Source organism: Bathymodiolus heckerae thiotrophic gill symbiont (assembly GCF_900180345.1).
Taxonomy (GTDB): Bacteria; Pseudomonadota; Gammaproteobacteria; order PS1; family Pseudothioglobaceae; genus Thiodubiliella.
In genome coordinates this window covers 1-14,211 of the sequence record NZ_FXLV01000040.1, presented here as the reverse complement: position 1 = coordinate 14,211, position 14,211 = coordinate 1, and the positions used below count along the sequence as shown (strand labels likewise).

16 protein-coding genes and 1 pseudogene are annotated in these 14,211 nt (G+C 39.0%); 4 read left to right on the top strand and 13 right to left on the bottom strand.

Translation table 11 applies throughout. The features are described from left to right. Positions 1 to 146 precede the first annotated feature (146 nt). Positions 147 to 1,067: a tRNA (adenosine(37)-N6)-dimethylallyltransferase MiaA gene (gene miaA / locus CRYPD_RS05720; protein ID WP_138146637.1), complete on the bottom strand. Its 921-nt coding sequence runs from the start codon at positions 1,065 to 1,067 to the stop codon at positions 147 to 149. 81 nt (positions 1,068 to 1,148) lie between these two features. On the opposite strand from miaA, the gene CRYPD_RS05715 reads away from it, so the two are divergent. The 4 genes from CRYPD_RS05715 to CRYPD_RS05700 are packed head-to-tail and all read left to right on the top strand — an operon-like array spanning position 1,149 to position 4,778. Beyond that, the gene (locus CRYPD_RS05715; protein WP_138146640.1) at positions 1,149 to 2,171 is read left to right on the top strand and encodes a CDP-6-deoxy-delta-3,4-glucoseen reductase; all 1,023 of its coding nucleotides are present in this window, start codon (positions 1,149 to 1,151) and stop codon (positions 2,169 to 2,171) included. Continuing rightward, complete coding sequence (locus CRYPD_RS05710; protein ID WP_138146636.1) at positions 2,171 to 2,479, top strand: BolA family protein; 309 nt, start codon at positions 2,171 to 2,173, stop codon at positions 2,477 to 2,479. The genes CRYPD_RS05715 and CRYPD_RS05710 overlap by 1 nt, the downstream gene beginning before the upstream one ends. After that, the gene (locus tag CRYPD_RS05705) at positions 2,455 to 4,077 is read left to right on the top strand and encodes a lytic transglycosylase (protein WP_244610260.1); all 1,623 of its coding nucleotides are present in this window, start codon (positions 2,455 to 2,457) and stop codon (positions 4,075 to 4,077) included. Before CRYPD_RS05710 ends, CRYPD_RS05705 begins: the two co-directional genes overlap by 25 nt. After that, complete coding sequence (locus CRYPD_RS05700; protein ID WP_138146635.1) at positions 4,074 to 4,778, top strand: hypothetical protein; 705 nt, start codon at positions 4,074 to 4,076, stop codon at positions 4,776 to 4,778. Before CRYPD_RS05705 ends, CRYPD_RS05700 begins: the two co-directional genes overlap by 4 nt. Here CRYPD_RS05700 and CRYPD_RS05695 read toward each other — a convergent pair. From CRYPD_RS05695 to CRYPD_RS05645, 12 genes and pseudogenes are all read right to left on the bottom strand, one after another. After that, on the bottom strand, positions 4,753 to 5,520 hold the full coding sequence (locus tag CRYPD_RS05695) for a cell division protein FtsQ/DivIB (RefSeq protein WP_171004355.1): 768 nt from the start codon (positions 5,518 to 5,520) through the stop codon (positions 4,753 to 4,755). The two genes, CRYPD_RS05700 and CRYPD_RS05695, sit on opposite strands and share 26 nt — an antisense overlap. Beyond that, the gene (locus CRYPD_RS08320) at positions 5,513 to 6,376 is read right to left on the bottom strand and encodes a D-alanine--D-alanine ligase (RefSeq protein WP_244610261.1); all 864 of its coding nucleotides are present in this window, start codon (positions 6,374 to 6,376) and stop codon (positions 5,513 to 5,515) included. The genes CRYPD_RS05695 and CRYPD_RS08320 overlap by 8 nt, the downstream gene beginning before the upstream one ends. Positions 6,377 to 6,493: 117 nt before the next feature. After that, positions 6,494 to 6,997, bottom strand: a pseudogene (locus CRYPD_RS08315) (NYN domain-containing protein); the annotation flags it as partial. Between the two features lie 160 nt (positions 6,998 to 7,157). Next, complete coding sequence (gene murB, locus CRYPD_RS05685; RefSeq protein WP_138146632.1) at positions 7,158 to 7,991, bottom strand: UDP-N-acetylmuramate dehydrogenase; 834 nt, start codon at positions 7,989 to 7,991, stop codon at positions 7,158 to 7,160. Beyond that, positions 7,978 to 9,387 carry a UDP-N-acetylmuramate--L-alanine ligase gene (gene murC / locus CRYPD_RS05680; protein ID WP_138146631.1) on the bottom strand — a complete coding sequence of 470 codons (1,410 nt, stop codon included), beginning with the start codon at positions 9,385 to 9,387 and terminating at the stop codon, positions 7,978 to 7,980. Before murC ends, murB begins: the two co-directional genes overlap by 14 nt. Continuing rightward, positions 9,384 to 9,854, bottom strand: a complete 471-nt coding sequence (gene ispF / locus CRYPD_RS05675) for a 2-C-methyl-D-erythritol 2,4-cyclodiphosphate synthase (RefSeq protein WP_138146630.1) — start codon at positions 9,852 to 9,854, stop codon at positions 9,384 to 9,386. Before ispF ends, murC begins: the two co-directional genes overlap by 4 nt. Further along, on the bottom strand, positions 9,851 to 10,555 hold the full coding sequence (gene ispD / locus CRYPD_RS05670; RefSeq protein ID WP_138146629.1) for a 2-C-methyl-D-erythritol 4-phosphate cytidylyltransferase: 705 nt from the start codon (positions 10,553 to 10,555) through the stop codon (positions 9,851 to 9,853). The genes ispF and ispD overlap by 4 nt, the downstream gene beginning before the upstream one ends. A gap of 8 nt (positions 10,556 to 10,563) precedes the next feature. After that, positions 10,564 to 10,854: an FtsB family cell division protein gene (locus tag CRYPD_RS05665; protein ID WP_138146628.1), complete on the bottom strand. Its 291-nt coding sequence runs from the start codon at positions 10,852 to 10,854 to the stop codon at positions 10,564 to 10,566. Beyond that, positions 10,854 to 11,258: an RDD family protein gene (locus CRYPD_RS05660; protein ID WP_138146627.1), complete on the bottom strand. Its 405-nt coding sequence runs from the start codon at positions 11,256 to 11,258 to the stop codon at positions 10,854 to 10,856. Before CRYPD_RS05660 ends, CRYPD_RS05665 begins: the two co-directional genes overlap by 1 nt. After that, positions 11,258 to 12,082 (bottom strand): peptidoglycan DD-metalloendopeptidase family protein, encoded by an 825-nt coding sequence (locus CRYPD_RS05655; protein WP_244610259.1) that lies wholly within the window; start codon positions 12,080 to 12,082, stop codon positions 11,258 to 11,260. The genes CRYPD_RS05660 and CRYPD_RS05655 overlap by 1 nt, the downstream gene beginning before the upstream one ends. Then, the gene (gene xseA, locus CRYPD_RS05650; protein WP_138146626.1) at positions 12,069 to 13,493 is read right to left on the bottom strand and encodes an exodeoxyribonuclease VII large subunit; all 1,425 of its coding nucleotides are present in this window, start codon (positions 13,491 to 13,493) and stop codon (positions 12,069 to 12,071) included. Before xseA ends, CRYPD_RS05655 begins: the two co-directional genes overlap by 14 nt. 2 nt (positions 13,494 to 13,495) lie before the next feature. Beyond that, complete coding sequence (locus CRYPD_RS05645) at positions 13,496 to 13,984, bottom strand: Smr/MutS family protein (RefSeq protein ID WP_138146625.1); 489 nt, start codon at positions 13,982 to 13,984, stop codon at positions 13,496 to 13,498. Between the last annotated feature and the right edge of the window lie 227 nt (positions 13,985 to 14,211).

Here is a 14,211-nt window from a genome sequence, read left to right as displayed (position 1 = left end):
TTTTTTAAACCCAGCCTTAGCCCTGCTAGGACAAGGTTTAAGAAAATCACCAATCTGGAAAAAATTGAATTTTGCTAATCATCCCTATTTATGCAAAGGTCTCCTATAATAAATTCAGGGTGATAAGTAAACGGCACTCAGAGGGTCTAATTATTTTGGATAAATTGTATTGCTGTTTCGATATCGTTGTTTTCTAAAATCAGGGCATTTTCTTCGCCCCTTAGCCAAGTGCTTTGGCGTTTGCAGAGTTGGCGGGTGGCAATGATGGCTTTTTCTATCATTGTTGCTTTGTCTATTTTGCCATCTAGGTATTGCCATGCTTGGCGGTAGCCAACACAGCGGATGGCAGGTAGGTTTTCGTGGAGGTTGGGGTTTTGTTTGAGGGTTTTTACTTCTCTCAAAAAGCCGTTGCCCATCATTGATAAAAAGCGCTGTTCGATGCGTTGGTGTAGCTTGTCTCGTTCGGGCATGAGGATGATTTTTTGGATGGGGTGGGCGATGGGTGATTGTTTGTTGCCTTGAAGTTGGCTAAGGGTTTTGCCGCTGATGTCGAATACTTCTAGCGCACGAGTGATGCGTTGTGCGTCGTTTGGGTGAATGCGATTGGCGGCTTGGGGGTCAATTTTTTCTAGGTCTTGGTGTAGTGCGGTGGTGCCTTTGCTTTTTAGTAATTGGTTGAATTTTTCTCTTGATTCGTTGGTGGATTCTGGCAGGTTGGATAGTCCGTGTTCTAGTGCGTGGAAATAAAATGAAGTGCCACCGACTAAAATAGGAAGCTCGTTTTTGCTAAAAGCCAGCTCGATTTGATGCGTGGCATCGGTAACAAAATCAAAAGCTGAGTAGCTGTCTTCTGGATTGCAAATATCAATTAAATGATGGGGGTATTTTTGCAAGGTGGCTTGGTTGGGCTTGGCAGTGCCAATGTCCATACCTTTGTAAATGAGGGCAGAATCAACGCTGATAATCCGCACTTTGAATTGCTGTGCTAATTTAATGGCTAAATCGGTCTTTCCTGAGGCGGTAGGCCCCATTAAAAATACAATGGTTTTGTTGGTTTGAATAGACATAAAAAGCTTTTAATTACTGGGTATTAATAGAGTGCAACCTACATTATAATGTCAACACCAAATTTATTAGACACAAACAGTATGTTTACAATTGAAAATCAAGCGAGTGGCAAATTTTTTAGAACCAATGGCGATAGTCCTCTTTTGGAGGATGCGCTGATTCATGGGTTGAATTTTCCTTATGGTTGTCAAAAAGGCTTTTGTGGCAAATGTAAGGCGACGATTATTGAGGGTGAGATTGGTTATGAGGGCGATATTCCGAATGGCATTACCCCAGAAGAAGTGGCTGATGGTATGGCGTTGTTGTGCCAGTGTTATGCCAAATCTAATGTGACATTGGCAGTGAACGAGCTAGACAGTGTGGCTGATATTGAGGTGCGTTCGTTGCCTTGTAAGGTGCAAAGCATTAAGCGCCTTAATCACGATGTGGTACAAGTGTTTTTGAAAATTCCAGGCAGTGAGTCGTTGCAATATTTAGCGGGGCAGTATCTTGATTTAATCCATCCTGATTTTGAGCCTCGTGCGTTTTCTATTGCTAATGCACCTAGTAATACCAATGTGATTGAGTTGCATATGCGTTTGATTGAGGGTGGAAAATTCACCCATTTTGTTTTTAACGAGCTGGAAGAGAAATCTTTGTTAAGGCTTGAGGGGCCAAAAGGCGATTTTTTCTTTAGAGAAGGCAGTAAAAAGCCAGTAATTTTAGTGGCTGGCGGCACAGGGTTTGGACCGATTAAGGCGATTGTTGAACACGCTATTGCCACCAAACTAAACCGACAAATTTATCTGTATTGGGGTGTGAGAGACGAGGTTGATTTGTATATGGATTTACCTGTGCAGTGGGCGGATGCGTATGATAATATCCATTTTGTGCCAGTTTTATCAGAGCCAAACAGCGATTGGAAGGGTAAAACAGGCTTTGTGCATGAAAGCATACTGCAAGATTTTGAGGATTTAACAGGCTACGAGGTGTATGCTTGTGGATCGCCAGTGATGGTAAAATCTGCTGCCAAGAGTTTTGTTAAACAAGGGATGATTCAAGACAACTTCTTTTCAGACGCCTTTGTTTTTGCCTTTACTACAAGTAACGCTGGAGAAAAATAATGAACAATATGCAGCAACATTTGACTGAGCAACTTACCACAGCACTTAGTCCAATACATTTAGAAGTGATTAATGAATCCAACAATCATTCTGGAACTGCGACCGAGTCGCATTTTAAACTGGTGGTGGTGAGTGATTATTTTTCTGATTTTAAATTGATTGACAGACATCGTTTTATCAATCAATTATTCAAAGAAGAATTAACCCACATACATGCTTTGGCAATGCATACTTACACCTCAGGTGAGTGGCAGATGAAAAACGGCGCACCTACTTCTCCGCAATGTGCGGGAGGCTCAAAATCTTAAAAACTTTAGCTTTTTTGTCTTTGTTGTTGTTGAGTGCTTGCTCATCACAAGAGATTGTTAGTAAAGGCGAAGGTGCAGTTTCTTCCTCTGCAATAGCGACAATATCTAAAGTAACAAGACAAACTTACAAACCATCTCCTAAAGCAACCAAACAAACTTATAAGCCATCTTCTAAAGTTATTGAAACTGATTTATGGCGGTATATTGCCAACGGGCATACGCTAAAGGCACGCAGTCAAAAGGATTTATACTGGCATATTAAATGGTTTAAAAAAAATCCTGATTATCTCACACGGGTTACCAAACGAGCTGATCCGTATTTGTATTTGGTTGTTCAAGAGGTGGAGAAGGCGGGTTTGCCGATTGAATTGGCGCTATTGCCGATTGTTGAGTCGGCTTATTATCCATTTTCTTATTCGCACGGCACGGCTTCGGGATTGTGGCAGTTTATTTCCGATACGGGAAAAATGTATGGTTTGAAACAAAATTATTGGGTGGACGAGCGCCGTAGTGTGATTCGCTCAACCCGTGCGGCAGTTGCTTATTTGAAGAACTTACGCACGCTGTTTAAGGGTGATTGGTTGTTGGCAATTGCGAGTTATAATTCTGGACCAGGTAGGGTGCAAAGGGCAGTTGCTGAGAACAAAGCCAGAGGAAAAAAAGCAGATTTTTGGAATATTTCCCTACCAGTAGAAACTCGTGGCTATGTGCCGAGGTTGTTAGCATTGGCAGAATTAATTAAAAATCCAGAGAAATACGGGCAAACCATCACGCCAATCACTATCACGCCAAAACTTGAATCGGTGTTTGTTTATTCGCAATTAGATTTGTCGCTTATTGCCCAATGGACTGGGCTGAGTTTAGAGAAAATTTACATGCTTAACCCTGATTTGAACCGCTGGGCTACGCCAGATGCACCTCGTTATGAGCTGTTGTTGCCAATTGAGAAGGTGGCAGCGTTTAAGAAGGCTCGTGCGAACTACCCAAAGAAAAAACAGCTAAATTATAAGCGCTATACGATCAAATCAGGCGATAGTCTTAATAAATTGGCGAAAAAATTTAATTCCTCAGTGGCTTATATCAAAAGTATTAATCACATAAAAGGTGTGAAAATTAAACAAGGGCAGAAAATCATCATTCCTATTCCTAAAAAAACCGATGATTATTACACCTTGTCTAAAGATCAGCGCAGAATACAACGACTTAGCAACCGAAAGCACGGCAAAAAAATCATTCATAAGGTTGCTAAGGGCGAAAGCCTATGGTTGATTGCTAATCGTTATGATGTGCCTGTTAATAGTATCATTAAGTGGAATCATTTAGCGAACGCCACTAAGGGCTTGCAAATCGGGAAAAAGTTAATGATTTGGCAAGTACAAAAAATCCAAGCATCAAAGCTAAAAAACCTTACCAAAATCGGGCTCAGCGTTAAAAGAACGATAACTTATCGCATAAAACGAGGCGATAATTTATCGCTTATTGCACATAAATTTGGTGTGCGTGTTTCACAGTTGCGTCAGTGGAACAAACTGTCTGCCAAAAAGCCACTAAAAATTGGCAAAAAACTTAAAATTATTAAACCCATAGTAAGCCCATGAATCAATTACCTGTTAATAAAATTATCCTCACCAGTTTTGCCTTTGCCTTAACGCATTGGAAAAAGATTGTTGAGGTGTCAATTTTGCCGTTATTATTATTGTTGCCGTTATTAAGTTTGTCTGCTGAAATTATTGAATTAATGGATATTTTTAAGAAAGAAAATACAGTAAAACTTGAAGATGTTCAGGTTTCTAGTAATATTTTTATTTATTCACTATTGTCTTTATACGGACTTGCTAGTTTATCAATTAATATATATCGATTGGTGATTTTTGGTACTCAAAGTGTATCATGGGTGCCGATTTTTAAGCTACGGCAAATTGTTGGCTTTATTGGGTTAACTTTTCTTATTAATTTGGCAACAAGTTTGCCAATGCTTCTCGCTAACCTTATGTGGATGCACTTTGTGGTTTCTTTTTTTCTTATCCCAATTTCATTGAATTTTATCAATATTGCCACCGATCAGCCTTTGAAATTTAAGTGGGGAATCGGTGTTATTACGCAAATAAACTTGTTCTTTTTACAGGTTGTGTTGCCGTTGTTGAGTGTCATGGCGGTGAATTTTTTAATATCCAGTATCGGACTCCCCAGTGCGATTAGTTTGGTAGTTAAAGTGATTATTTTTTATTGGACATTAATTAGTTTGGCGTTGTGTTATCAGTTAATTGCAACCACTAATACTTCAGAGAAAACCCTTTAGGGTAACGCATATCATAGGTGGCTTTGTCTAGATTCTTGCGTGATATTTTTTTTCTGAGTTCTTTATAGACTTTTAAAAAGCGTGCCAATCGTTGCTGTTGTTGCTGATAGCCTAAAATCACTTTAATATTAGGCTTGAATACAAGTGTGTCAATATGCATCTTAAAAAAGGATTTAATTAACATTTTCTTTGTGGTATTTTGGTATTTTTGATAGTCTTGATAAAGTTGAGTAACGGTCTCTTGGTCGGCTTTAGAGTGTGCAAATGGCGCATCAGAGATAACTGTTTTTTCAGGTATAAATAGCTCACCATTACTGGATATATATCCTATGCAATTGGGTGCGTTGTCTGTCTTGCAGTTTATGTTTTTCCAACGCATAGCGATTTGTTGAGATTTGATGTTAATTTGAATTTTATTAGAAAATAATTGACTACCAATATGTACTTTGGCAATCCACGGTTGGTTTTCTAGTGTTTGTTTAATCTCATTTGTATCAAATTGGTATTTATCTTTGATAAGTGGGTGTATGCTTTTTTCCAGCATTGTTTGGGTAATAGGTAGTTTTTTGTCAATTTCCCATTCAATCTCTGCTTTTAAAAAACCAGTATCCATGATTTTTACACCCCCCCAAATACTTAGACTGAGGGCAATAAAAACAGCCAGAATCTTGGCAAGTGGTTTGAGTCGTTCAATCAGCGGTTTTTGGCGTTTATTGTATCGGCTATTGCGTTTTCTAATCATTGATAATCGCCAAAACCAATTCATCAAAACTCAATCCAGCCGCTTTGGCAGCCATTGGCACTAGCGAGTGAACGGTCATACCGGGCACGGTATTAATTTCTAACAAATAAGGCGTGTTATTTTGGTCTAGGATAAAATCAACTCGCCCCCAAGTCTTAGCGTTTATTGCTGTAAATGCCTGTATAGCGATTTTTTGTAGCTTTTGCTCGTCGGCATTTGAAAGCTCACATGGGCATAAATATTGCGTATCATTTGAGTGGTATTTGGATTCATAATCATAAAACCCTCGTTTTACTTTAATCTGAATAACGGGTAAGGCTTTGCCATTTAAGATTGAAACCGTGTATTCATCACCCTCAATCCATTGCTCAATCAGCACAGTATCATCGTATTGGAATGCTATTTTTAAGGCAGAATCCAGCTGTGTTTTATCCTCAACTTTGCTAATGCCAATGCTTGACCCTTCTAATATCGGCTTCACTGCCCAAGGCAGTGGGAAATCAATCTCAGGCACTATTTGCCCAACACTGGTAGTAACAGAATCTGCTAATGGCAAGTTGTGTTTAGTCCAAATAGCCTTAGTGCTGGCCTTATTCATACATTGCTTAGATGCACTGGAATCTGAGCCTGTATAAGCAAGTTGGCGATTTTCTAATTGTTGTTGAATAGCGCCATCTTCACCGCCACGACCATGTAAAACAATCAAGGCTTTATCAAATTTTTGCGCCCAAAGTTGGTCTAAATTATCCCCCGACCAATCAAATTTAAAGCAGTTAATGCCTTGATTTTTTAAAGCATTGTAAACTGCCTCGCCACTGCTTAAAGAAACTTCTCTTTCAGCAGAATTACCTCCCATTAATACTGCAATTTTTTGCCATTTTTGTGGTTTGGTTATAAAACCACGCGGTGTTTGAATTTGCATCGGTAATTGATTGTCTCTAAGATGTGTTTCGTTTATTCTGATAGATGCAGTGGCAACCTTGCCAAGTTTCTTGCTAATACGCTTATGTGGCATTACCGTAATAATGGTTTTATTTAATTTTTTAAGTTCCTTAACGGGATAAAGTAAATCGCTATCTCCACTAACTAAATAGGCAGTATCAACATTATCAAGATAGGCATCTTTGAGCATTTCACAGGCAATATTAACATCGGTTTGTTTTTCTTCAAAGTTTTTATGATGGCAATGTATGCATTTCCGTGCTTTGGAGAAATGACCATAAGTAATACTTGTTTTTTTGCAATATTTAGCCAATGCACTTAGATAAATTGTTTGATTTTTTACCTTTTCATTATTACCATTCAGCTTGGCAGTGAAAAACTTGACTTGCACGAGTGTTGCCTTTTTTTTAATAAAACTTTGCGCCAAGGATTCAACATCTAGCCACTTGTATGCTTGTCCAAATTGTCGGATACCGCCGTAAAGATTGAAGCCATCAATATAAACAATGATGCGTTGTTTTGTTTCATTTTTCATTTTCTAATTGTTTTTGTTCTGTGTTGTAATTATTATTGCAATTCTTATTTTAATATGTATAATTAACTCAACCGCGTTATCTGGGCAAAGTAAGACAGTTAACAAATACGCCCATGTTAATCATGGGCGTTCTTTTGTCTGGGTATTAATAATACCAAAATCATACAATCACTACCTCGGTTTCTAAGTCAATATTAAATTTAGAGTGTACATTTTCTTGAATATGTTTAATTAAGTTTTCAATATCAGTTGCTGTGGCGTTGTTTTGATTGATAATAAAGTTAGCGTGCTTGTCAGAGATGCAAGCGCCACCAATACAAAAGCCCTTTAAACCACTTTCTTGAATGAGTTTTGCGGCGTGATAATTAGGTGGGTTTTTGAACACACTGCCGCAATTTGATTGCCCAATAGGCTGAGAGGCGTTACGCTTTTTTAGCAAAGATTTAATATCTTGCTGCTTATCCATTTGTGAAAATTTCAAATTTGCTCCAATGAAAGCCTCGTTTTGGTGATGAGGCGTAACTTGTCGATAGGCAATGTCAAACTCGGTAATATTGCGTTTAAATATTGCACCTGAGGTGTTGATGGTGGTAACAGAATCGACCGTAGACCAAAAATCTGAGTCAAATGCCCCTGCGTTCATTGCCAGTGCGCCGCCAACACTGCCTGGAATGGCACTTAAAAATTCGGCACCATTGAGGTTTTGAGTGTCACAAAATCGAGAGAGTTTTGCCAGTGTTACCCCTGCACCTGTCTGAATAATATCATTTTTAATATCTAGACGATTAAGCTGGGTAAGTTTAATAACAACGCCTGCAAAACCCTCATCACGCACTAATAAATTACTGCCTAATCCCAACATCAGGATGGGTTTTTGGTTGTTTTTTAAAAAATTAGACAGTTCGTTTAATGTACTAGGTGTAAAAAAATCTTGTGCTATGCCGCCTGCTCTGAGTGAGCAGTATTTGCTCATTGGCTCGTTATGACTTAGCATTTGTCAGCAGTCCAATCAAGGTGTGAATATCGCCAGCACCAAGGGTTAGCAACACATCATTATTTTTAACAATATTTGGTAATACTTTTAGCGCTTCACTGGTATTTTTCACCACGATTGGGTCAAGTGCACAGCGTTGGCGAATGCTATTTGCCAATGTGGTGGAGTTAATATTGGCAATTGGTTGCTCGCTGGCAGGGTAAATATCAAGCAAAATAAGCGCATCTACTTTGGACAAGGCGTGGGAAAAATCATCAAACAAATCTCGTGTGCGTGTATAGCGATGTGGCTGGAAAATCACCACCAAACGCCTATCTTGATAAGTATTTCTCAGGCTTTCAAATACTGCTATGATTTCATTAGGGTGATGCCCGTAATCATCAAATAAAATTACTTGTTGATTGGCAATATTCAACACACCGTGATAATCAAGACGGCGTGCAACTCCTGTAAAACTCTTTAAGGCACTTTGAATCAGCTCAATGCCAATATCCAACTCACAAGCCACACCAATAGCTGCTAAAGTATTAAGAATATTGTGTTTACCGATAAGATTAAGCTCAACTTTAAAAGATTGTTTTTTAGGGGTGCAAATCACTTCAAAGCGCATTCTTCTGTCGCATTGGCTGATATTAATGGCTTGAATATCCATCCCGTTGCTAAAACCATAAGTGATTAAAGGCCGATGAATACTGCTCAATATGCCTTTTACGCCAGTGTCATCGCCACACAATACGCAAGCACCATAAAAAGGTAGATTGGAGGTAAAGTTAATAAAAGCATCAGCGAGTTTCTTATAATCATTGTCATAAGTGCTCATATGGTCTTGGTCAATATTGGTAATGACGCTGAGCATAGGCTGTAATAATAGGAAAGACGCATCAGATTCGTCTGCCTCAGCCACCAAATAATCACTCTCACCGAGTTTTGCATTAATGCCACTAGAATTTAAAATACCGCCGATAATATAAGTTGGGTCTAGTTTGGCAGTATTTAAAATATGTGTAATTAAACTGGTGGTGGTGGTTTTTCCATGTGTACCTGCCACCGCAATGCCAAAGCGAAAACGCATAATCTCAGCCAGCATTTCTGCTCTAGGTACAACGGGAATATTCATTTTATGTGCTTTGATAAGTTCGGGGTTTCTCTTGTCAATCGCACTGGAGACAACCACCGCATCGGCATTACTTATATTGTTTTGATGATGGGCGTTGAAAATCTGACAGCCTAATTTTTGCAGGCGTTCAGTAATAGGACTTTGGTTGAGGTCTGAGCCTGAAATTTGGTAATCAAGATTATGCAATACCTCGGCAATCCCGCTCATGCCAGAGCCGCCAATGCCAATAAAATGAATATGTTTAATTCTAGAATTAGAAACAGGGCGTAGACTATTCATATTTTTGAGACGCTGATAATACTAAATACTTGAATACCTTCACCTTTACCAAAAGCCGTCAATCCCTCACCCGTGGTGGCAGTGATACCAATATCACTAATCTTGGTGTTGGTTAAATTCGCAATGCTGGCTTTGAGTTGCGCTATTTTTGGTGTAATTTTGGGTACCAAGCATTCAATGGCAATGGCAATATGCTCAATCTGCCAATCAGCCAAATCACTCAGTGCGAGTTTTAGGTATTGCGCACTATCAGTGATGCCTTGTTGGCACAGCTCGTCAGCCTTAGCGCCTAATATATTCACACCAGTAATAGAAGAAATAGCATTGGTGATGGAGTGCAAAATAACATCCGCATCGCTATTGCCCTTTAATCCCTGAGGATGTTCAAATACAACGCCCCCTAAAATTAACGCCTTATCTTTGTTGCCAAAGGCGTGAGAGTCTTGTCCAATTCCGGTTTTAGTCATAGTTTTAAAGTAGAATTTAGGTAAAAATTAGCCAGTTCTAAATCTTCTGGCGTGGTTATTTTTAGATTGCTTTTACTCGCAGGAACCAAGACAGACTTCAAGCCTAAATACTCAATACTGCTCGCCTCATCAGTAATCATTAAATTATTTTTCATCACATTTTCTAATGCCTTGGATAATACACCAAAACGATACATTTGGGGCGTTTGTGCTTGCCAAAGTTCAGACCTGTCTAAGGTGGTTTCAACAATATGATGACGAGATTTTTTAATGGTATCGACCACTTGAGTGGCCAACAAACCACCAACAGGGCTGTCTTTGAGTTGCTTGATTAGGTTTACCACTTCGCTGGCTTTTACGCAAGGTCTAGCAGCGTCATGCACCAGCACCCAGTCGTTGTCTTTGGCAAAAGGGCGTAGTGCCTTGAGCGCTGATAGCACAGAATGAGACCGCTGCTTGCCACCAATAGCGGTTGCCAATAGTTTTTTATGATTAGAAAATATTGAGTTTTTAAATTCCGTATCATTCTGTGCAATGGCAACCACACAACCTTTAATTTGCTCAATATTCAGCAAAGTTTTCAGTGTTTGGTCAAGTACACTTAAGCCATTTTCTAGTTTTAAATATTGCTTAGGTTTTTGTGCATTCATACGCCTGCCAATACCACTCGCAGGAACAATAAGAAAATGTTGATTAACCATAATTACACCTATTCACTAATTTGATAATAGCGTTCGCCTTCTTTAACCAAGCCAAATCGATAGCGTGCCTGAGATTCTAAAATCTCCCCATCCGTTGCATTTACTGCCTTTAATTCAATGATTTTTATTTTATTTTGTTGTTTTAACAACTGGTTGCTTTGTTTATTTTTGTCAATAATTTCTTGTTTTTCTCTTAATGAAAATGGGAATTGATTGATGAAGAAATTTTGACGAATCAGGGTTATCAGCACGACAATGAGAACAGCAGTAATCCAATATCGATAGAAAAAGTTTACCATTAATTCCTTATCAGTCGTGTGTTGGAAAACTTGTCGTGCAAGGTGAGATTATCTTTGCTAAATAGTTGGTAAATAAACCCAAGCCCCACAGTTGAAAACGACACAATCGATAATACAAAACGAATGAGTGCTTGTTTGTGGGTAATATTTTTGCCATTATTTTGCACGATGTTAAATTTCCAAGCCTTCATTCCTAGGGTTTGCCCGCCTTTAACCCACGACCAAGTAAAATAAAAATAACTGGTGAGTAAATAGATGAAAAACATCAAAATATCGGTTTGGGCTTGTTTTTCAAAAAATATAATAAGAATAACGCCGATAATAAAAAACGCCAACGAAAAGGCTAAGAAAACATCATACGAAATAGCACCTAATCTACGCAATAAAGAAACATCAGAGTGCATTATAACCCTTGCTCATCAAGAAATAAATTTGGGTTAATGGCAGTGCGATTAAGATAAACGCCCCAATGCAGATGTGGACCAGTTGCTCGCCCGCTTTGCCCAATTTTGCCGATAACTTCACCTTGTTTAACCGATTGACCTTGTTTAACTAAATGCTTATTAAGATGAATATACACACTAATCAGGCCTTGCCCGTGGTCTAGAAATATCGCCTTGCCGTTAAAGAAATATTCACCGATTAAAATCACCTTGCCATCAGCTGGTGCTTTGATTAGTGTGCCAATACCACCTGCGTAATCTAGCCCAGTGTGTGGTCTGCGTGCTTGCCCATTGTAAAAGCGTTTAAGCCCAAAAGGGCTGGTGGTGATGCCATCAACAGGGCGGGAAAACAATCCATTGGATAGAGTTTTGTCAGAAAAAACAGTTCTGGCTTTTGACAAAATAGGGCGCTCTTGGTTAATGCGTTTCATGTGTGCTAAATTAGGATTGACATATTTTTTATTTTTGCCTTTGAGGGTAATATGCTGCTCAGTGTAGTTGTGTTTTTTAACTTCAAAATTCAAAGTTTGCGTAGAAAGCCCCTGTACAGTGATGGATTTTTTGCCCAATTTTTCTAGTAACGGAATACCCACTAACACCTGCCAGTGCCTATCTTTAATGTGTTGCACATATAGGGGTACTGTGCGGTAGAATGCCTTTGGATTGCTGTGATTGCTCTCAAAATCAATCACTGCAACGCCGCCAGGAACGGATGTATTTTCAACGGTTATATTTGCCAGTATAACATTGGAAAATAACAGCAAGAAAAGGCTAATTATTTTCAATTTTTTCAACCTTGGCATAAATTTTTCCATCATTTAATCGTGTGCTTATTAATGTGCCTATTTTAACCTGAGATACAGAGTCTAGTACTTGATTATCTTCTCGCATAGAGATACTATAACCACGAGAAAGCGTATTTAATGGCGAGAGATGATGAAGCCCTGCACTGTGTCTAGCAAGCTTGTATTGTTGCTGTTCAAGGTGGTGGCGTATGGATTTTTCTAGGCTTTGAGTCAGGTTTGATAAATTCAACTGTTGTTGAGAAATAGTGCGCTTAATATGACTGTTTAACTGTATTTTTGCTAGCTGATTAAGTTGTTGTTTGTGTTTAATGCTAGTGATTGGTGAGTGTTGTTTTAACTGCTCAAATAGCGTATTTAGTTTGCCTTGGTGTAAATTAAGTGTTATTTTTACCTGATAATCTAGGCGTGTATTTAACTCATCCAGCCTTTGTGCAAACACATTTAATTGTCGATTAAAACTTGGTAAATTCAAATCTAACTGGTTTAATTGCTGCTGATAATGGCTTAAAGTTTGTTGTGTGCGTTGCACCAAATTGGCGTGCAGTTTGCTCAGTTTGGTTAATAATTCCAGTCTATCTGGCGTTGCTAGCATAGCCGCTGCACTGGGTGTGGGCGCACGCATATCGGCGACAAAATCAGCAATGGTGGTATCAGTTTCATGCCCAACAGCGCTGATAATAGGCGTGGTGGTGGCAAATATAGCTCTTGCTAACAGCTCTTCGTTAAACGCCCATAAATCTTCTAGCGAGCCACCACCTCGTGCCAAAATCAACACATCGCAGCGTCCAGATTTATCAGCGGCATAGATGGCTTGGGCGAGTTTTTCTGCCGATCCTTCGCCTTGTACTACGCAGTCAAATAACAATATTTCAGCAAAAGGATAGCGTTTATTGAGCACCTTAATAATGTCTTGAATCACCGCACCATTGGAGGAGGAAATAACGCCGATAGTGTTAACCACGGCAGGTAGTGATTTTTTGTATTGCGCGTCAAACAAACCCTCATCACGCAATTTGACCTTGAATTGCTCAAAGGCAGCCTGTAAATTACCCACACCCACAGGCTCAATATGACGGACAATCAGCTGAAAATCCCCCCGTACTTGATAGAGTGTTGGCGCTGCTTGCAATAAAACTTCCATACCATTTTCAGGGATAAACTTGGTGTTGCGCTGACTTAGGCGAAACATAGCACAACGAATCTGCCCTTGCTTGTCTTTTAAAGAAAAATACCAATGCCCCGAAGCAGGACTAGAAAAATTAGAAATCTCGCCTCGTAGCCAACAAGTTGGGATGTTGTTTTCAATACTTGAATGGCACAGCGACAAAAAGTCAGACACTGAGTAAATCTCATCGGTATTAAAATCAAGTTTGAAGTCAGGTTGTAGCATAATTATTTCTTTAATAGCGCAAAAACTGCACCTGCACCCCCATCTTTGGGCGGACAAGAGTGAAAAGCCAATACTTGTGGATGTTGCTTTAAAAAATCCACCACTTGGGTTTTTAGCACGCTCATTTCATTGTCAGAACGATACCCCTTGCCATGAATGATATGCACAAACCGCTCAAACTGATGATGATACATAAAATTTGACAAAGCCTCACAAGCTTTTTCTGGTGTATATCCGTGCAAATCTATACTCGCCGTATTGTCAATATGACCGTGTTTCATTATATTTATCTGTTTTTCTGATATACCGTCCTGTGCATAATTTACAATTTCTTCACCCCCAATTCTGCCATCAAGAACAAAACTATATGCCGTGAATGCTGGCTTTCTTTCAGCCTTATTTATTTGATTAACACCATCCTTATTCATTAGCACTTCCGCATCAACAGTGTCTCTGAATAACTGCTTATCTTTTTCATTAATTTGATTCATACGCACATATAAAAAAATCCTTAAAAGAAGGTTTCATTATAAATACTGCTAAGACCTCACAATATTTATTTAAGTGAATTTTTTTCATAAAGAGGGCGGTGTGAAATTCCCCCAATAAACTGGACACCAAATTACAACAATTTAGGAATCCAAAATGACCATAAAATACACAGCCTTTACCAAAGCGTTTAAACTAGAAGCCCTACATTTGGCAAATCAACCTAACA